The sequence below is a fragment of the Chryseobacterium salivictor genome (genome assembly GCF_004359195.1).
In the GTDB taxonomy this organism is placed as follows: Bacteria; Bacteroidota; Bacteroidia; order Flavobacteriales; family Weeksellaceae; genus Kaistella; species Kaistella salivictor.
The window spans coordinates 412,553-433,246 of sequence record NZ_CP037954.1 but is presented as its reverse complement, the minus strand read 5'-3'; the positions used below and the strand labels follow the sequence as shown (position 1 = coordinate 433,246).

The 20,694-nt window shown below is 37.2% G+C and carries 16 protein-coding genes; 7 read left to right on the top strand and 9 right to left on the bottom strand.

The annotated features are described in order from the left end of the window. Positions 1-2: 2 nt before the first annotated feature. Both NBC122_RS02055 and NBC122_RS02050 read right to left on the bottom strand, forming a co-directional pair. Positions 3-359 (bottom strand): response regulator transcription factor, encoded by a 357-nt coding sequence (locus NBC122_RS02055; RefSeq protein ID WP_133438777.1) that lies wholly within the window; start codon positions 357-359, stop codon positions 3-5. Positions 360-370: 11 nt separating this feature from the next. Beyond that, positions 371-4,270, bottom strand: coding sequence for a response regulator (locus tag NBC122_RS02050; protein WP_133438776.1), 3,900 nt, complete (start codon positions 4,268-4,270; stop codon positions 371-373). A 269-nt stretch (positions 4,271-4,539) separates the two neighbouring features. Between NBC122_RS02050 and NBC122_RS02045 the strand changes: the two genes are divergently transcribed. The 7 genes from NBC122_RS02045 (at position 4,540) to NBC122_RS02015 (ending at position 14,995) form a co-directional block, all read left to right on the top strand. Continuing rightward, the gene (locus NBC122_RS02045; RefSeq protein WP_133438775.1) at positions 4,540-5,196 is read left to right on the top strand and encodes a head GIN domain-containing protein; all 657 of its coding nucleotides are present in this window, start codon (positions 4,540-4,542) and stop codon (positions 5,194-5,196) included. Positions 5,197-5,293: 97 nt separating this feature from the next. Then, on the top strand, positions 5,294-7,375 hold the full coding sequence (locus tag NBC122_RS02040; protein ID WP_133438774.1) for a M13 family metallopeptidase: 2,082 nt from the start codon (positions 5,294-5,296) through the stop codon (positions 7,373-7,375). Positions 7,376-7,662: 287 nt separating this feature from the next. Next, entirely contained in the window at positions 7,663-9,750 is a 2,088-nt protein-coding gene (locus NBC122_RS02035; RefSeq protein WP_133438773.1) for a M13 family metallopeptidase, read from the top strand. A 239-nt stretch (positions 9,751-9,989) separates the two neighbouring features. Then, the gene (locus NBC122_RS02030) at positions 9,990-10,898 is read left to right on the top strand and encodes an ABC transporter ATP-binding protein (RefSeq protein WP_246012419.1); all 909 of its coding nucleotides are present in this window, start codon (positions 9,990-9,992) and stop codon (positions 10,896-10,898) included. Between the two features lie 4 nt (positions 10,899-10,902). Further along, positions 10,903-13,131, top strand: coding sequence for a thioredoxin-like domain-containing protein (locus tag NBC122_RS02025; protein ID WP_133438772.1), 2,229 nt, complete (start codon positions 10,903-10,905; stop codon positions 13,129-13,131). 120 nt (positions 13,132-13,251) lie between these two features. Further along, complete coding sequence (locus tag NBC122_RS02020; protein ID WP_133438771.1) at positions 13,252-14,106, top strand: alpha/beta hydrolase family protein; 855 nt, start codon at positions 13,252-13,254, stop codon at positions 14,104-14,106. Between the two features lie 61 nt (positions 14,107-14,167). Beyond that, positions 14,168-14,995, top strand: coding sequence for a TerC family protein (locus NBC122_RS02015; RefSeq protein WP_133438770.1), 828 nt, complete (start codon positions 14,168-14,170; stop codon positions 14,993-14,995). 103 nt (positions 14,996-15,098) lie between these two features. Here the strand turns inward: NBC122_RS02015 and NBC122_RS14715 are convergent, their stop codons facing one another. From NBC122_RS14715 to NBC122_RS01980, 7 genes are all read right to left on the bottom strand, one after another. Beyond that, positions 15,099-15,191, bottom strand: coding sequence for a T9SS type A sorting domain-containing protein (locus NBC122_RS14715; protein WP_373456882.1), 93 nt, complete (start codon positions 15,189-15,191; stop codon positions 15,099-15,101). 62 nt (positions 15,192-15,253) lie between these two features. Next, positions 15,254-16,078, bottom strand: a complete 825-nt coding sequence (locus NBC122_RS02005) for a flavin reductase family protein (protein ID WP_133438769.1) — start codon at positions 16,076-16,078, stop codon at positions 15,254-15,256. 110 nt (positions 16,079-16,188) lie between these two features. Continuing rightward, positions 16,189-16,605 (bottom strand): GxxExxY protein, encoded by a 417-nt coding sequence (locus NBC122_RS02000; protein ID WP_133438768.1) that lies wholly within the window; start codon positions 16,603-16,605, stop codon positions 16,189-16,191. A 97-nt stretch (positions 16,606-16,702) separates the two neighbouring features. Beyond that, positions 16,703-17,953: a fumarylacetoacetase gene (fahA, locus tag NBC122_RS01995; RefSeq protein ID WP_133438767.1), complete on the bottom strand. Its 1,251-nt coding sequence runs from the start codon at positions 17,951-17,953 to the stop codon at positions 16,703-16,705. Between the two features lie 74 nt (positions 17,954-18,027). After that, on the bottom strand, positions 18,028-18,489 hold the full coding sequence (locus NBC122_RS01990) for a hypothetical protein (RefSeq protein ID WP_133438766.1): 462 nt from the start codon (positions 18,487-18,489) through the stop codon (positions 18,028-18,030). A 44-nt stretch (positions 18,490-18,533) separates the two neighbouring features. Beyond that, the gene (gene hppD / locus NBC122_RS01985; RefSeq protein ID WP_133438765.1) at positions 18,534-19,664 is read right to left on the bottom strand and encodes a 4-hydroxyphenylpyruvate dioxygenase; all 1,131 of its coding nucleotides are present in this window, start codon (positions 19,662-19,664) and stop codon (positions 18,534-18,536) included. A 204-nt stretch (positions 19,665-19,868) separates the two neighbouring features. Next, on the bottom strand, positions 19,869-20,654 hold the full coding sequence (locus NBC122_RS01980; protein ID WP_133438764.1) for a hypothetical protein: 786 nt from the start codon (positions 20,652-20,654) through the stop codon (positions 19,869-19,871). Between the last annotated feature and the right edge of the window lie 40 nt (positions 20,655-20,694).

Here is a 20,694-nt window from a genome sequence, read left to right as displayed (position 1 = left end):
TTCTATTTTGAAATCAATCTTTTGGTTCTCAACATCAATTCATTGGGACTGAAAGGTTTCACGATGAAATCAGAGGCGCCCAAATCAAAAGCATTCAGAACCACTTCTTCCTGCCCCATACTCGAAAGCATAATAACGGGTATTTTTTTCCCTGTTGATTTAATGGCCGAAAGGATTTCTATTCCCGAGGCAAAAGGCATCATTATATCCGTGATGATAAGGTTTATGTCTGTGTTTTGTATATGGTCGATGGCTTCTTTACCATTCCGGCTTAAAATAACTTTATATCCATCTTTGAGTAATTTATGTTCAATTGTTTTTAGAATCAATTCGTCGTCTTCGGCGATTAGAATTACCATATCTTTCTTTTTTAATTTAGCAGTCCTTTCATTAAATCCAGCCCAATTGCTATTTCAGTTTTCATCTCTTTCTCCAGTGACTGGCAATCTCCAGATGTTTCTATTTTGTTTTCCCAGTTTGCAGAAGTTTCTGCGAGTTTAAACAGGCCGGCGGTTCCGGAAGTTCCTTTCAGTTTGTGCAGTATCTTTTTAATATCATCAATATTACCCTCTATGATTGCATTTTTTAATCTTTCCTGAGAAAGAGTGAGTTCCTGCAGGACCAAATTTAAGAACATTATTCGGAACTCCTGATCTTCGCCAACCTGTTCATTCAGTAAACTGACATCAAGATATTGATCGCGGTTTACCATTTTGGCAGTTTGTTCATTTTCATGAAGAGCGACATTTTGAATCAGTTTTTCTAAAAGGTCGGCCTGTCTTAAAGGTTTAGGTAAGAAATCGTCCATTCCTGCGGCGAGGCATTTTTCTTTTTCACCCAAAATATTTCCTGCCGTAACGCCAATGATAGGAACTTCTTTATACTGAGGTAATAAACGGATGTGTTTTGTCGCCTCTATTCCGTCCATCACAGGCATCTGAACATCCATAAGGATAAGATCGAAGCTATTGTTTTTGCAGGCATTCAGTGCTTGCATACCATCTGCCATTTCCGTTAAATGTGCTTGCGGAATAAGGGACTGCATGATCTTATTGTTCAATACCATATTCACAGGATTGTCATCAACCAGAAGAACATTTAATGAATCTGGAAACAGAGACTGCTTATTTTCGGACGGACCATTGAGTTCTTCAGTTTGCTTAACCTGATCTTTAACAGCGCGCTTCAATGTAGTGTAAAGTTCATCTGATTTAATCGGTTTTAACAGACAGAAAGATTTGTCATCCTGCCGGAAAGAATTGATCACTTCGTGTTCTTCCGAGGAGGTATGCAATACAATTAGCGGCGAAAGTTCATCCTGCTGGTGGAATAGCTCCTTTATTTTTTGGATGGTTTCCAAACCGGAAATTACCGGCATGTGATAATCCATTAATATAACGTCAAAGCGTTCTCCTTTCATTAAAATCTGAAGCGCTTCCATTCCATTGGCAGCTAATGTTGAGTTGATGTTTTTGTAGGCCAGCATATGTTGCAGAATGATACGGTTGTTTTCGTTATCATCTACAATCAGTGCATTATTTATATTTAAATCCTCTTCATCACCAAAACTTTCAGTTTCATAAGGAACGGTGATGTCGAAATAAAACACAGAACCTTTTTGTGGTTCACTGGAAAGCGACAGGTGACTGTCCATGTATTTTAAAATATTATTGGAAATGGTAAGTCCCAATCCGGTACCGCCATATTTTTTACTTACGGAACTGTCTTCCTGCATAAAAGCATCAAAAATGCGGGTTTGTTTTTCGGCAGGTATACCAATTCCGGTATCCCTCACTGCGAAACGCAACGTGAGATTTTCGTTTTCTATATTCAGCTTCTCCACTTTGAGTTCGATTTCTCCGTGGTCTGTAAATTTAACGGCATTGCCGAGAAGGTTGATTAAGACTTGTTTGATTCTGGATTCATCCAGCCACAGCGTTTTTGGCAGTCCCTGTTCTATATTCAGAAGCAGTTCTATGTTTTTTCTCTGTGACTGATAAAGAATGACATTCACCACCTGACTTACCAGGTCATAGATATTGGATTTGTCTTCCAACAGTTCCATTTTCCCTGATTCTATTTTAGAAAAATCAAGGATATCATTGATGATATTAAGCAAACTTTCGCCTGACTCATTGATGTAATTGAGGTACTGAGTCTGCATTTCATTAAGCGGAGTTTTGAGTAACAGATCTGAAAATCCAATAACTCCATTGAGCGGCGTTCGGATTTCGTGACTCATATTGGATAAAAATTCGGACTTGGCTTTGCTGGCGATATCTGCTATTTCTTTTGCCTTTTTTAGATCCTCATTTACTTTAATATAATCGGTAATATTTTGTGCCGAAACGATTACGCCACCAATGTTTCCTTCTGAAAGATACCAGGGACTTACTTCTATATTGTAATTTTTCAATTCGTCACTGCCGGCAACTTTAATCTCTAAGTTTTCATTTTTATAAGCTTTACCTTTTAAGGCATCAAAATATATTTTGGATCTTTCTTCCGGGATATTAGGAGAGATCGTGAACATGTGCTCGCCGATGATTTCGGAATCATTCATGTAAAACTCTTTTTCCCAGGATTTGCTTACAGACAGATAATTGAGTTTTCGGTCGAACATTGCTACAGACACAGGCGTGTATTTAATAAAAGACCGCAGCATCGCTTCCTTTTCTGCCAGTTCCAGATAGGTTCTTTTGGTTGCATCAATATCCTGAATAATCCCAAAGACTTTGGTGCAGACGCCATTGTCGAATTCCGGAACTCCTTTAACTCTTACCCAAATCAGCACACCGTCTGCCCGCAGAAGCTGAAGTTCCTGGTCATAAGGTATTCCTTTTTGTATCGCCTGCTGAAGTGAAAAATTAAGTTTTTCATTATTTTCTCCATGGTAGAATTCTGTGGCATTCTCAAATGTAGGGGTAAAATCCGGCTGTACTTTATGAATCTCCTTCACAGATTGTGACCAGTAAATGGTGTTTTTTCGCAGGTTTAATTCCCATCCTCCTACCTGCGCAACATCACCGGTCTGCTCAAGTATTTTTTTGGTATAAATTAAATCTTTTTCCAAAGCCATTTTTTCAGTGACATTCAGGGCGGTGCTCATGACATAGGGGTTACCTTCTTCATCAGTTTCCAGTATGTTGTGGTACATCCAGATTACTTCTTCGCCACCTTTTTTCTGCAGAAGCATATTTCCTATGTCTTTCTTATTCGACGCAATTCTGGTTAGGTAATCATTCAGTGATGGCCAGTTTGCCTGCGGAACAAGATCCTTTAAATTCAAACCTTTGATCTCCTCTTCGGAATAATCAAGCAGTTCACGGCCTTTTTGGTTAACACCCAATATGTTCCCCTCTAAATCGTGCAGGCTCATGAGTCCGATCGCATTCTGGAAAAAATTTCTAAACCTTTTTTCAGCGTTTTCGAGTTTCTGATTTTCTTCTATCTGAGAGGTGATGTTCCGGCCAAAACAAAAAATATCAGAATGGTTTTGTTTGAAGGACCATTCCACGGTTATCGTTTTTTGCAGATCAGTAACAGTGGAGGTGGTGCATAATACTTCATCTTTTCTGGGGAAAGTTTCCGCCAGCGTTTTGAGTTCGGTATTGTTTTCTCCTAAAATAGTTACCAAAGACTGATGAAGCGTACTTTCTTTTTTGATTTCAAAAGCTTCTTCAAAAGCAGGGTTCAGGTCTTTCAGTTTAAAATCCGAATGGAGTACACAAACTAAATTATTGGTAATATCAAAAATCTGTTGAAAATAATCGGCTTGAATATTCTTTTTTTTGTTAATTAAAAGTTTTGTTACGGCTTCAGCCATTTTTTGAAGCGTGATGATCTGGTTTTCGGAAAGTTTTTTTGGCTGGTAGTCGATCACGCAAAGCGTTCCCAAAGCAAACCCTTCATCATCGATCAGTGGAATTCCCAGATAGAAACGGATTCCTGCTTCTATAATCAACGCGTTATGAGAAGACCGCTCGTCCAGAAGGGTGTCACTAATAATTAATATTTCCTTGTTAGCAATCACATATTGGCACACCGTATCCTGACGGTTTACACAATCTAGCTGAAGGCCTACACAACTGTTTATATGCTGCGAATCCTTTGCCATAATAGAGATCAAGGAAACCGGGCAATCTGCGATAAGACTTGCTCCCTCTGCAAAAACATTCAACTCTGGATCTTTTTCCAAATCCAACAAATCCAAAAATTCTAATTTTTCGATACGTTCTCTTTCATTATCGGGGATCGGATATTGCTTCATTTAGTTTAAAGTGCTTGGGGTGATAGTATATTGGGAAAAACCGGAATCAAAGATAGTGTTTCGCAGGTAAATTCAAAATATTTTTCAAATTAAAATAGACTTATTGGTAATGCTTTCATTTCTCTGAAAATCAACGTGTTTTTTAAAATTAATTTTTCATGTGTAGTAAAGTTAGTCACATGATTTAAATTATTAAAGCAAAATTTTAGGAGAAATTTAAAATAAATTCTGTCGCAAAGCGTTATCTTTACTCCAATAAATTAGAAATTATGAAAAAGATAGCTGTGGGCTTGATGATGTTTGTGATGCAATATTCTTTTGCGCAGGTGACAAGAAATGTAGGAGAATTTTCATCACTGAAAGTATATGATAAAATCAATGTGGTGATTATTCCATCGAATCAAAATAAAGTAGAAGCCGAAAGTGCCGATGTAGAAACGGTGAACAAAAACGGCGAGCTGAAAATAAGAATGGCTCCGGTCAGAATATTGCAGGGAAATCAGGTTTCTGTCAAAGTGTATTATCAAACGCTCAACGATTTGCAGGCCAGCCAGGGATCTTCAATCAGTTCAACCGAAACTTTGAAATCGAAAATGTTGAGTTTAACCGCCAATGAAGGTTCAAGAATTATTTTAGGAATTGATACCGGAAAACTGAATATCAAAACCAATTCCGGCGGAGAAATTAAAGTTTCCGGAAAAGCGGACCATCAGGATATCGTGGTGAATTCCGGTGGTAAATTTAATGGTCAAAATGTAGAATCTCAAAGCGCAACCGTTGCCGCAAATGCCGGTGGAATTGCTGAAGTGTTTGCTAGTGAATCCGTAAATGCAACCACAAGAGCTGGCGGAATCATCGATGTTTATGGCGACCCAGACGACCGCAAATTTAAAAATGTGATTGGCGGCAAGATCACCTTTAAATAGATAACCTAAAGTCATTCAATTAAGAATGACTTTTTTTATTTACAGAATGTTGTAACAAATAAAAAAAACATCAGACTAAATAAAAAAGGATTTCCTTATGAAAAATATAAACATCGGTATTCTGGCTTTTGCCGGAGTAATCGCCCTGAATTCATGTGCTTCTAAAGTGGCAAATCCGGTACAGCCCGCTGAGCCGGCGGTGGAAACTGTAAAAGAAACGCCGGAAAACGGTTTAGATTTCACCACGTTTGATAAGTCCGTCCGTCCGCAGGATGATTTCTATAATTTTGTGAACGGAAGCTGGATGAAAACTGCAGTAATTCCTGCAGATAAATCGACCTGGGGTTCATTTAATAAACTGGCGGAAGACACGGATAATAATTCGATGACGATCCTTCATTCTTTGCTGAATGATAAATTTGCGCCCGGAAGCGAGGGTAAAAAAATCCAGGATTTGTACGGCACTTACATGGATATGGCCAAAAGAAATGCGGACGGAATTTCACCTATCAAAGCCGATTTAGCAAAAATAGATGGCATTAAATCACTTGCAGATTTACAGAATTATTTGATTGAAGCGACTAAAAACGGAGAAAATCCTTTTTACTCTTGGGCTGTGTTTTCAGATTTGAAAGATTCGAAAATGAACGCAGTCTATTTAGGAGACGCCAGCCTTGGGCTAGGAAGAGATTATTATCAGAAGGTAAATCCAAAAAATACAGAAACGCTGGCAAAATATACAGATTATGTTTCTTCGATGTTAAATGTTTTAGGATATAAAAACTCCGGGGCAACTGCAAATAATATTGTTAATTTCGAGAAAAGTATCGCTCAGACTTATCTGACCAATGAGCAAATCCGCGATGCCACCTTACAGTATAATCCGCGAACAATGCCGGAACTGTCAAAGTTGGTGAAAAATGTAAACCTGCCAAAATATTTGACAGAAGTTGGGGTAAATACGGATAAAGCGATTATCGGGGAATTAAAATATTACCAAAATTTAGATCAATTCATCAATGCGAAAAATCTTCCTTTAATTAAAGATTATATGAAATTTCATCTTCTTTCGGGAAGCGCGAGTTATCTTTCGAAAGATTTAGATGATATGAAATTTAATTTCTACGGTAAATATTTAAGAGGTCAGGATGTTCAGCGAGCGCAGGATAAAAGAGGGTTCGAATTGATCAACAGCTCTCTGGGTGAAGCATTCGGAAAGTTGTATGTTGACAAATATTTCCCGGCTGAAGCAAAAGCTCAGATGGTAGAACTGATCGGTTATTTGAAAAAGAGTTTCGCTGAGCATATCACGAATTTAGGCTGGATGTCTCCCATTACCAAAGAAAAAGCTTTAAACAAACTGAATAAATTTACCGTAAAAGTAGCTTATCCAGACAAGTGGAAAGACTATTCTAAACTGGCTATTAATCCTAAAGATACCGGTGGCACTTTATACGGAAATCTACAGAATTTAACTTCCTGGCAATATGACAGAGAACTCGAGAAAGTAGGCAAGCCGGTTGACCGTACCGAATGGGGAATGACGCCTCAGACGGTGAATGCATATTACAATCCGGTAAACAACGAAATCGTTTTTCCGGCCGCGATTTTACAGCCGCCTTTCTTTAATCCAAAAGCAGATGCAGCCATTAATTTCGGCGGAATCGGAGCGGTTATCGGTCACGAAATCACCCACGGTTTTGATGATTCTGGAGCACAGTTCGATGCAGATGGGAATTTGGTAGACTGGTGGACGCCAGAAGATAAAGCCAATTTCGAGAAAGCCACGAAAGCTCTCGCAGCGCAATATGACAAATATGAACCTGTTAAAGGAACTTTCGTGAACGGAACTTTTACCAATGGTGAAAATATCGCAGATTTAGGTGGTGTAAATATTTCTTACGATGCTTTGCAGATGTATTTAAAAGACCACGGAAATCCAGGATTGATCAGTGGCTATTCACAGGAGCAAAGATTCTTTATGAGTTGGGCAACGGTTTGGAGAACCCTTCAGAAAGAAGCCGCTCTGATTAATCAGATCAAAACCAATGAGCATTCGCCCGGGTTGTACCGTGCATTCGGTCCACTCGTAAACACTGATGCTTTCTACAAAGCTTTTAATGTGAAAGAAGGAGATCAACTTTATAAAAAACCAGAAGACAGAGTGAAAATCTGGTAATCCAACAGTAAATTATTTTAGAAAAATCACTCCATTTATTTTGAGTGATTTTTTTAATGGCGTAACCCTTTTCATGCCAGTGTTAAAAGCGCTTCGGTTGCTCTTAATGCTTTATGATCAGGCCGGGCTTTTCCACTGTATCTTTTTTTGTTACTGCGCTAACCGTCCGAAAAAAAGATGGTCGTTCCAATCTTTTGGCGTAATAACAAATTGAGTCATAAAAGCATTTATAAACAATAAATAATCATTATCTTTGAAATAATCTTAATAATAATCAATAAAGTCTTATGAAAAGAATTACCATCGCAGCCCTCGCTTTTACGGGAGTTGTTTTACTGAATTCCTGTTCAACTGCGAAAGTTGCAACTACAGAAACAGAAACGACAGTAACTACTGATGTAAAGCCAGTACCAACCAAAGACGAGGGAATCAATCTTTCCTATATGGATACCACGGTTCGTCCACAGGATAATTTCTTTAATTATGTCAATGGAAACTGGATGAAAACTGCCGAAATCCCTTCTGATAAAACAAGCTGGGGAAGCTTCAACGCTTTAAGAGAAGATGTTGACAATGCTTCTTTAGGAATTTTAGATAAAATCCTGGCTGACAAATTCGCGCCGGGTTCCGAAGGTCAGAAAATCCAAAACCTGTACGGAACATTTATGGATTGGAACAAGAGAAATGCCGACGGAATTAATCCGGTTAAAGGTGATTTACAAAAGATTGATCAAATCAAAACAGTTGCACAATTACAAAGCTATTTAACAGAAGCAACCAAAACCGGAGATAATCCTTTCTACGCCTGGCGGGTAAGTCCGGATATGAAAAACTCCGTGATGAACGCTGTTTACTTTGGTGGCGCATCATTAGGTTTAGGCCGTGACTATTATCAAAAAGACAACGACGCGAATACCAAAACTTTGGCGGAATATAAAAATTACCTTGCGCAGTTGTTTACCATTATTGGTCAGAAAAACGCAGATCAAACGGCACAGAACGTTGTGAATTTCGAAAAGAAACTTGCGAAAGATCTTTTGACCAACGAGCAGAACCGCGATGCCAATCTTCGTTATAATCCTAAAACATTGCCTGAACTTTCAAAATTGGTGAAGAATGTTAACTTGCCGAAATACCTGACCGAGGCCGGTGTGAAAACGGATAAAGTCATCGTAAGCGAGCTGAAATATTACCAGAATATGGATTCCTGGATGACCGATAAAAACCTTCCGCTGATCAAAGAATATATGAAAGCCAGAATGATTGCCGGTAACGCAGGTAATCTTGACAAGCAGTTGGATGATCTGAATTTTAATTTCTATTCTAAATATCTTCAGGGTCAGCAGGAGCAGAGAGCGATGAACAAAAGAGGTTTAGGCGTTATTAATGGAGTCTTGGGCGAAGCTTTCGGTAAATTGTATGTAGACCAATATTTCCCGGCTGAAGCGAAACAGCAGATGGAAACCTATATCGGTTATTTGAAAAAGTCATTCCAGCAGCATATTGCAGACAATGACTGGATGTCTCCCGAAACGAAAGTTAAAGCACAAGAAAAATTATCAAAATTCTCTGTGAAAATCGCTTATCCAGATACCTGGAAAGATTATTCTCAACTGCAACTGACCGGCCCGGCCGAAGGTGGAACGTATTATAAAAACTTACAGAACATCACCGAATGGTCTTATGCAAAGAATTTAGCTAAAGTTGGAAAACCAGTTGATAAAACGGAATGGGGAATGTCGCCGCAAACCGTGAACGCTTATTACAGTGGTTCTAACAACGAAATCGTGTTCCCGGCAGCCATTCTTCAGCCGCCTTTCTTCAACTTCAAAGCAGATCCTGCCGTTAACTTCGGGGGAATTGGTGCGGTGATCGGTCACGAGATCGGCCACGGTTTCGATGATTCCGGTTCAAGATTTGACGGAGATGGAAATTTGAATAATTGGTGGACAGACGCAGACCGTAAAAATTTCGATGCAAAAGTGGGGCAACTTGCTGCGCAATATGATAAATACGAACCGGTGAAAGGAAGTTTCGTTAACGGTAAATTTACCAGCGGCGAAAACATCGGTGATTTGGGTGGAGTAGCAGTTGCTTATACCGCTCTTCAAATGTATTTGAAAGATCATGGAAATCCGGGATTAATCAGTGGATTTACACAGGATCAAAGATTCTTTATGAGTTGGGCCACGGTTTGGAGAACCAAATCTACAGAGCAATATATGGTGAATCAGGTGAAAACCGACCCTCACTCGCCAGGGTATTTCCGGGCGTTTGCACCTTTGGTAAACCAGGATTCATTCTACAAAGCGTTCGACATCAAGCCGGGTGATGATTTATATAAAGCACCGGAAGAAAGAATAAAGATCTGGTAAAATAGGATAACAGACATATTTTGAACCCTTTCAGCCTTTAAAAAGGACGAAAGGGTTTTTTTTTTAATTAAAAATAATATCGTCATTATTTTTGTTAAAACATCAGTTTTATTACAATTTATAACCTTTATTTTTTTAAATTATGTAACGTTTTGAGGAATTTAATTACCAATTAAATAATGAAGTAAAGGTTAAGTCTTCCTGGGTTATTAATTCAGAAACATTTTAATAAATTAGAAATGATCGACAATATAATTGAAATTAAAAATTTGAACTTTGGCTTCGATAAAAATAAACCGATATTAAAAGATGTCAATTTAATGGTACCGAAAGGATCGATCTATGGTTTTCTGGGTTCCAACGGTGCTGGAAAATCCACAACGATGCGACTGATAATGGGACTTTTTAATGATGATGCAAATTCTGTAAAAGTGTTTGATACGTTAGTTTCAAATTTGTATCCGGAAGGTTTTAATAAAATTGGTTCCCTCATCGATTATCCCGCTTTTTACGATCATCTTTCCGGCTATGATAATTTAATGATCGTATGTATTTTGAGGAACTTGAACATTAGTAGAATCGATGAGATTTTAGAATTGGTTGGACTGACAGAGGCGAGAAATATAAAAATGAAAAAATATTCTCTGGGGATGAAACAAAGATTAGCAATTGGTTTGGCTTTAATCAGCGATCCTGAACTGCTGGTTTTAGATGAGCCCGTAAATGGATTGGATCCGAATGGAATGAAGGAAGTTCGGGAACTATTGATTAAATTAAATAAGGAATATGGCGTCACAGTTTTTATTTCAAGTCACTTGCTTTTAGAAATCGAAAAAATGGTAACACACATTGGGATCATTTCAAATGGGGAGATAAAATTTCAAGGCAGTAAAGAGGATCTTAATGAACTCTACCGATTTCAGAAAACAAAATTCAGCTTGAAAAATGCCAAAAACTTTGAAGCGCTTTTAGCAGAAAATTATCAGGTAGAATTTAAAAATGAGACGGATTGTGAAATCGTAACCAATTCACCCAAGCAGATCTCTGACATCAATAAAATTTTAGTTGATCATGGCGCAGAGATTCATCAGATCTCTCCTGCAGGAGGTTTAGAAGAATGGTTCATGGAAATTTCAAAACAAAATTAGAAAGATGAAGAAAAGATCTACTTTAGCAATGGTTTTCAAAGCAGAATGGCTGAAAATCAAAGGTTTAGGGTTAGTCACAATTGCAATTGTTTTTGCGCTGTTTCTTCCTGCATTATTTTTTACTATTGGTGTTTTTAGCGAGAATGCACGCCTTTACGATGGTTTGTTAACTAAGGCCGCCACCAAGGATATTAAGGAATCCATTGGGCAATTTGGCGGTTTCTTTATGCTGTTGTTTATCATTATTTCGGCAACCAGAATTACCCAGACCGATCATAAAAATAACGGCTGGACCTTCCTGGAAACACAGCCAGTTTCAAAATTAAATATCTATAGCGCTAAATTTTTAGTCCTCACGCTATTAAGTTTAATCATGTTTGTGGTTTATTTTATATCATCCGCATTATTTTCAAATCTCACCCTATTTATTTTCCCGCAGAAAGAGCTGCAGATAGGCGTAGATTTTTATTGGCAGTTTCAGACATTCGCGAGAATCTTCATTTTAAGTCTGTGTATCATTTCTTTCCAGTTAATGCTTTCGACTATCATTACTGGTTTTATCTGGCCTTTTGCCATTGGATTTTTGGGATTTGTGATCAATGTTGTGGCATTTGTTCGACAGGAAACGTATGATTTTATTCCTTATAATGCTGTACAAACGGGTTTGAAATTTAAAGATTCTTTTCAGCTCAATCATTTTTTTAACTATACGGAATATCTGAGTTTATTTTGGACATTATTGTTTTTCATTATCGGATATTTTTGGTACAGTCGAAGGGGATTTAAAAATGCTTTTCTGAATAGCAGCAAAGCGAAAGTTTCTACAGTAATTGGAATAATCGTGTTTGTGAGTATGTATTATTTCATAACAAAGCCTATTTATCCACAAAAATTTAAAGATCATTCTGTAATTAGTGGTTCAATCCAATCTCCAAAACCGATTAAAAATGTTACCATAACTTCTGAAGAATTCGGCGATAAAATTGTTCAGATCCCAGTGATAAACGGTGAGTTTACCTGGAATACTAAAGAAGAAATTCCCTTCGCTCAATATGCCATCAGCTATGAAGGTAAATCTTATCCCTTTGTGTTTTCTAAAGGCGACAATTTACATTTCGATATAAAAATGGATGATAAACAATCAGTTGTTGTAGTAAAGGGCACGAGAAAAGCCGAAGATCTCTTCAGGAAAATGGAAAAGTATAATTCTTCTTTTTACGATTATATTGTAGCTGATAAATTGTATAGCGATAATCCATCATTATTTTATAAGGAAGCGCAGAAACAATGGAAGAATGAATTAAAGGATTTAAAAGATTTTAGAACAGCCGAGAATATCTATCTTACAAGTGATTTTAAGGAATACCAACTACAGAAAAAAGCGACAAAAATGCTATCTGCTCTTTATGATTATCAAAAAATAACCTCCTTTACCGATAAAAAGTTTGCGCCTGAACCGTCCTTCATCACTGAATTAGAAAATATTATTCGAAAACCCAGTCCTTTACTATATGCCACCGATACTTATAAATCCTGGAAATTGAAAGAATTATTGCCAAAAGAAGGAAGTGCAAATTCAGACAGTATCCTATTTGCTAAATTAGCAGCAATGACTTCAGGCAGTGCGAAAGATCAACTTTTAAGTACCCAGATCATTAAAATGATAAAGATGGAGAATGATGAAGCTAAGAGGAATTTAATATTTCAGGAAAATATTGAAGGTATTAAAAATCTCAAGTTTAAAAATTTTGTAGCGAAAAACTTAGAAATTGTCAACAATCAACAAAAAGGAAAAGCGTTTCCAGCTTTGGCTTTTAAAGACACCGATGGAAAGAAAGTCAATATGTCTCAATTCAAAGGAAAATTTGTCGTCATTGATTTCTGGGCAACATGGTGTGCGCCCTGTAAAGAAACTTCTCCCGTTTTTGCCTATCAAGCCAAAAAAAATAAATATAATAATAACCTAGTTTTTCTGGCCATAAGTTTAGACCAGGACCAAAATAAATGGAAACTGGACTTAAAGAACACACGGTCTAATGTGAAACAATGGTGGCTATCTGATGCAAAAGCTTTACAACAGCTTGGTGTAGAAGGTATTCCCAGATTTATGGTGGTGGATCCTGACGGTAAAATTTTCAATGCAAATATGCCGCGTCCCAATGAAACCAATTTCGCGGATATTATAGAAAAAGTCTCCCGTAATTCCACCAACCAGATGGTTCAGGTCTATTAAATATTTATAATTAACATCAAAATTTAGTTTTGTTATTGAATTTGAAGTCCTTTCACTCTAATCAGGTAAAAGGATTTTTGTTTTTAATCCGTAACTTTAAAGAACATAAAACATATTCAAATGAAACTCAATATCGAAAAAAATATCATCATCAAAAACGCTGAGACCCATGATTTTTTAGCGGACGCCTATTACCCGGAAGATGCTGAGAAATTACCGCTCATTATTTTCGCCCACGGTTACAAAGGATATAAAGATTGGGGTGCCTGGGATTTGATGGCCAAGAAATTGGCGGAAGCAGGTTTTTTCTTTGTTAAATTTAATTTTTCGCACAATGGAACAACAATCGCGCAGCCCAAAGACTTTGCAGATTTAGAAGCTTTCGGACATAATAACTTTTCTAAAGAAATGTCAGACTTTGATGAGGTTTTGAATCATTTTTATAACCATCTGAAAATCGATAATGAAAAAATCTGCATCATCGGTCACAGTCGTGGTGGCGGAATTACCGTTATTAAAACATTTGAAGATGAACGCATAAAAATCCTGATCACTTTAGCCGGTGTCAGCAATTTTAAATACCGGTTCCCGACGAAAGAACGTTTTGAAGACTGGAAAAGAGAGGGAGTGATGTACTCCGAAAACAAAAGAACGCATCAGCAAATGCCGCATTATTTTCAGTTTTTTGAGGATTTTGAGAAAAATGAAAGAAGATTTGATATTCAATATGCTGCGCAACATTTAGAAAAACCCTTCCTTATTATTCAGGGAACCGATGATGAGGCTGTGAAAGACAAAGAAGCATTTCTGCTGAATGAATGGTGTAAAACTTCAGAACTTGTACTTTTAGAAAATGCGAACCATACTTTCGGCGCCAAAGAACCCTGGACAGAAAATAAGCTGCCGGAAGATTTAGAGAAAGCAAGCTCAAAAATGATTCAATTTATCAGGAGCCATTTTGAAATTTTAATGTAAACAAAAATTAATATTAGATAAATTCAGAAATGCTTTATTTTTACCGACCAAAATTTAATTTATGATGTTACTGTCAGTGCTCGAATTTCCAGATTTTAGTCAACCGCAAATCTGGATCAGTTTATTAACCCTTACTTTTCTAGAGATTATTCTCGGGGTTGATAATATTATCTTTATTTCTATCATTTCTGATAAATTACCTAAAGCCAGACAAAAATTTGCCAGAAATATCGGGTTGACATTTGCGATGGTGTTCCGGGTAGGATTATTATTAATGATCAACTGGATCATCGGTTTGAAAGAACCGATCTTAACGTTACCGTTTTTAGAAGAACCGGGAACTGATATCGCATTGGCACTAAGTTGGAAAGATTTAATCCTATTGCTCGGAGGGATTTTCCTGATTGGAAAAAGCACCTTTGAAATCCATGGGAAAATGCAGCTTCACGATGAAAATCACAAACCAAAATCTGCAGGTTCTTCCCTGATGACCATGGTGATTATTCAGATTATTTTAATCGACATGGTTTTCTCGCTCGACTCTATTCTTACCGCGATTGGTTTGGTAGATAATGTGATGTTGATGATCATTGCGGTGGTTATTTCCATTGGGATTATGATGGCTTTCGCCGGTCCTATTTCTGCGGTTATCAATAAATATCCAAGTTTACAAATGTTGGCGCTTGCCTTTTTGGTGGTGATTGGGGTAATGTTGGTGGCAGAAGGAATTCATCAGCATGTGAGTAAAAATATCATTTATTCCTGTCTTGCGTTCAGTTTATTGGTCGAAGTTTTAAACATCAAACTGAGAAATAATCAAAACAGGAAAGCGCTGAAATTAAATCCGGATCTGAACAAAGATTTAAGCATCAAAGATGAAAACGATTAATACAGGTTTTTCATTTTTTGAAAATGAATTGGTATAGAATCTTCTTAATAGAAGAAAAAAAATCCTGCTTCGAAAATTGAAGCAGGATTTTTTATTTTAGGAATTATTCTTTAATGATTTTTGTGGTATAATTTGATCCTTTATCAGTGAGCACTTTCACGAGATAAAAACCAGGTTTTAAAGTGGGTAGAGCGATCTCTTTTTCAGCAATTTTGTTTAAAAAACAATTAAAAAGATCTGAGTTTTCTTTTTAAATCCTTAGTTACATTTCAATATTTTCCACGCTTCCGCAATTTTATTGTGGTGAAGAAGTTTCTGTGCCTCACGGTGAATTTCTTCATCAGACGTGAAATTGCCCTCCGGTAAATCTTCGGTATTGGCGAGCATTCCCAAATCATTTCCCGTGAAAACAATGCTGAACTTGATTTCATCAGGTAATCTGTCAAAGCCAATTCCTTTGGTTACTAAAGGTTTTGGAACTTCGAACAAATTATTTTCATTATTTCTGGAATACCAGTTTCCACCCAATCTTGCGACGAGATCCAATTTCTTTTGGTCAAGATTCCCGTCTTCATTCAGGTATTCTTCCCGAACATGAATTTTTATTACTTCGCAGATGACTAAGTTTCCGGCACCTCCTTCAGCTCCTAAATGTTTAATTTCTATAACTTTACATTCCAGGTTGACGGGGCATTCTGCAATCAGTTTTGGCTTTACCAGATCTGCGTCTTGCATGGTCAGGCCCGATTTTACAAACTCGTTGACTTCTTTCTCATATTCCGTAGAAGCGAGTGAAATCTGCTGAACAATTTTATAATTTACAATTCCAATCACAACTTCAGGAACTTCCAAAACATTTTCCAAAGTATGTTTCGTGGTATTGTCCCGAACTCTCCGCGCCGGCGAAAAAATCACAATCGGCGGATTAGAACTGAACATATTAAAGAAACTGAAAGGACTTAAATTCACGTTTCCCTGTTGATCAACCGTTGAAGCCAAAGCGATCGGCCGTGGAGCAATCGCTGTCTGCAGCAGCGTTTGCAATTGAAAGTTGTTTAAATCCTGAGGAGATATTGTTTTCATATTTTATTACAATGATATTTTTTTTTAACACATTAGTCACATTAGTTTTAGTGTATCACTTGGAAAATATTTAGTACACATTAGCTGGGGAAAAATCAAAAATTTATTGATCAACTTTTTGGAAGTTTTTTAAAGTGTGAACTTATATATGTTTCATGACCTTCATGATACAAATTAGTTACATTAAAATTAACCAAGATTGCTTTAGGTACTTTCAATAAATTCATGTAGTTCATTGTTTGTGCTCTGTGGATATTAAAAAACTCAGTTACTGCCTTTAATTCCAAAACAATAAGATCTTCGATTAAGAAATCGCATTTAACCAAACAATCAATAGGTTCTCCTTTATAATTGAATGGAATTGTCAACTCTGATTTGTATTCTATATTTAATAAATGCAATTCTTTTTTGAGACATTGATGATAAATGTTTTCGTAAAGTCCAGGACCAAGTATTTTATGAACTTCGATACAAGCTTCAGTAATTTTATACGTTAGTTCGTTAATATAAGTTTGCGTAATTTCCATTATAAAAATCTTTGATTTTTCAATCTTATGTGATCCAATGTTTACTAGAGTAGGTTCTTTAAAAGTAAACTAATGTGTTACAAAAATACTTTATGGTTTACATTTTAGCCGCCAACACTTTCCCTCTAACCTCGCCAAAACCAACGCGCATTCCTTCTTTTTCCGCATAACCTCTCATAATTACCGTGTCATTATCATTGATGAATTGACGTTCTGTGCCGTCTGATAATTTTAAAGGTTCCGTTCCCCGCCACGTTAATTCCAGCATGGAGCCGAAAGAGCTCCTTTCGCTGCCCGAAATGGTTCCTGATGCGTAGAGATCACCAACCTCTACATTACAGCCATTCACAGTGTGATGCGCCAGTTGTTGCAGCATATTCCAGTACATGAATTTGTAATTGCTTTTAGAAATCAAATTTTCTTTTCCGTTTTCCGGTTGAATATAAACCTGAAGATGGATGTCAAAATTTTGCAGTCCTTCAAATTTCAGATAATCTAAAACTTCCGGTTCCTGTTTAGGAGAATCAGTTTTAAAGGGTTTTAAAGCTTCTAAAGTAACCACCCAGGGCGAAATTGTAGAGCAGAAATTTTTACCTAAAAAAGGTCCAAGCGGAACATATTCCCAACTTTGAATATCTCTGGCGGACCAGTCATTAAACAGGACCAATCCGAAAATGGCATCTTCGGCTTCGGCAGTCGAAATACTGTCGCCCATTTCGGTATTTTTATTTACGATGAATGCCATTTCCAGTTCAAAATCGAGTTGTTTACAGGGACCAAAAATTGGATTTTCCGCGCCGGCAGGTTTCGTCTGACCTTTCGGACGGTGAAATTCTGTGCCGGAAACCACGATAGATGAAGCCCGGCCGTGATAGCCAACCGGAAGATGTTTCCAGTTCGGAAGCAATGCGTTTTCCGGATCACGAAACATTTTTCCAACATTGGTGGCGTGTTCAATGCTGCTGTAGAAATCGGTATAATTGGGAACGTGAACCGGCATCATCATCTGTACTTTATCAAAATCATAAAAACACTCTTCAATCGTTTTCTTATCGCCCGCCAGTTTAGAATTCTCTCCCAATATTTCCTGGAGTTTTAAACGTACAGCTTTGGTCACCGGTTTTCCCAGTGCAATAAATTCATTTAAAGTAAAGGCCTCGAACACATTTTCGTCAATACCTTCGATTTCATCAAAAAAACCGTAATCGTACAAAGTGGCCAGATCAATTACCTGATCACCGATCCGGGAGCAACAGGCAATGTATTCTTTGTTGAAAACTCCGACACCAAAGGGAATGTTATAGATCGAAAAGTCTGAGTTTTCGGGATATTTGATAAATGATTTCATATTAATTATATTTAAAGAAAAGGTTCAAAAGAATGAATTTACATTGCTGTTTTGAACCTTATTTTGTTTGCAGTTTATTTTTTGTTAATGGCTCTTTCCTCGATCCATCTTTCCTTAGAGTTGATGTCGATGAGGTAAAGAATTTTTTTCTGTTCGGTCATTAAAAAAGTTTTGGTCACCGGAATTGGGATTTTTCTGTCTTCTAACCGATCTGCCCGAAGCGAAATAATCTGGTGAGTAGACCGGACAATATCACCGGAGAAAACATTGACTGAGGATTCCCCGGTTTTCTTATCATCGAAAATTTCTACATAGGTGGCCAGATTCCCTTTAATAATGATAAAATTCCTTTCGGTATGATCATCGAAATCTTTAATCAAAACAAATTTGATATCGTTGATATTTACGTTTTCCAGATTTCGGTTGATGCCTCTTTTTTCTTCGAGCCGGTCTAAAATTGCGTTGATGGAACCATACTGTGCTTTCACTCCCAATGCTGACAAGGAAAACAGAATAATGAAAAATATTTTTTTCATGGTAAATTTTAATTTGAAGTTAGCGGCAATTTTAGATTAATATTTTAAAGATTTCCTCTTTTTTCCTGTTCTCTTTCCAGGGCTTCAAATAGGGCTTTGAAATTTCCGGCACCGAAACTTTGCGCGCCATGTCTTTCGATAATTTCGAAGAAAAGGGTAGGGCGGTCTTCCACCGGTTTGGTGAAAATCTGAAGTAAATAACCTTCTTCGTCATGATCGATTAATATTCCCAGTTCCTGAAGTCTCTTTAAATCTTCATCGATATGGCCAACTCTTTCGGGAACCATTTCGTAATACGCTTCTGGAGGAGCAGAAAGAAATTCGATTCCTCTTGCTTTTAATTCTACAACCGTTTTGATGATGTCTTTGGTGGCCACTGCGATATGCTGAACACCTTCGTCTTCGTAAAAATCCAGATATTCTTCTACCTGAGATTTTTTCTTTCCTTCCGCAGGTTCATTGATCGGGAATTTTGCAAAACCGTTTCCGTTGCTCATTACTTTAGACATCAGGGCAGAATATTCGGTGTTGATTTGTTTGTCGTCAAAACTTAGAATATTCACAAATCCCATCACCTCTTCGTACCATTTTACGACCGGAAGCATTCTGTCCCAGCCGACATTTCCAACGCAATGATCTACATATAAAAGCCCTACATCAGCTGGCGCATAATCACTTTCCCATTTTTGGAAACCCGGCATAAATTCACCGGTATAATTTTTACGTTCTACAAACATGTGAACGGTTTCACCATAAGTGTAGATTCCGGACATTCTTACTTCGCCGTTTTCATCGGTGAGCGTAGTCGGTTCCAGATAAGGTTTGGCGCCGCGTTTGGTGGTTTCTTCGAAAGCCGAATAAGCATCATCTACCCAAAGCGCGAGAACTTTTACGCCATCGCCATGTTTTTTCTGATGTTCACAAATCGGGGAATCAGAATTGAGTCCGGAAGTTAGTACGAGTCGAATTTTGCCCTGTTGCAAAACATAAGAAGCACGGTCTCTGATCCCTGTTTCCGGTCCGGCATAAGCTAACGACTGAAAACCAAAAGCTGTTTTGTAAAAATGGGCTGCCTGCTTGGCATTTCCGACATAAAATTCGATATAATCTGTTCCGTTAATCGGCAGGAAATTCTCTGCTTGAGCGATCTTCTCGGCAAATGTAAGTGTTGACATTTTATTCTTTTTTAGATATTGCAAAGTACAAAAATTTCAGGAGTACTAAAACGGTGTGAAATAAAATGCAAATACTGATATGTTTTTTTAAGTTTTTTTAAGTCTAAAATTTCCTGATCATTCAACATATATTTGCAATACTAAGCGTAGAGCCTCGACGATTCTAAGAACACAAATGATTTAAACTAAGCCCAGTTCTGAGGCTTAGTTTATTTTTAAAATATTGCCATAATCGGGATTGAAATTGTCCCAGATTTTCCAATGGTTATCAAGGTTTTTTATAAAATAAAACTGCGTATTCAAATGATGGACAACGTAGCTGTTTTCTTTATCATCTTTAAAAACCAAATTCCAAAATTCCCGTGTTTTAATTACTTTAAGTTCCGGATCTTCTGAGATTTTAGTGATTTGAAAAATCTCGTAGTTTGAACGGTTATTTTCGGTAACAAAAACCAGATTCTTATTTCCTTTTTCCTGAAGATATTGAGTGGTGCGTTCTAATATGGGTGAATCTTTACAGACTATCGTTGAAAATTCCGCCACATTGATTGCGGGCAAATGTTTCAGCGCATCAAACTGAAACTGGCAGAACTTAGTGACCAATTCTTTATCAGATAGATAAGTATTGCCGTCATCATTTGGTGCACTGTCGTCTTTTTGAAAATTTTTATGAATATAATCATTCAGATCAGTTTTGCCCAGAAAGATGCAAAGTTTATCCAGTGTTTTGATAAATCGCAGATCATTATGCGTCTTTATCTGATATTCGTTTTCATAGAAGCGCTGTAAGGTAATCGGTGAAATCGTAGTTCCCAGACTTAGTCTTTTCTCCTCAGTTAATATCGGAGACTTAGCCAGATGTTTGGAGATAAGATCTGCCAGAATAACATACTGGCTTCTTTTCCAGTCATCAACTATTCCCAAAAGTGATGAATTAACCTCAGGATGACTCCTGATGTCTCCTTTTATTGCGTTATAGATTTTTTCCAAATCAGATGTTTTTGTTTCACAAATATAGTATTCTTTAGCT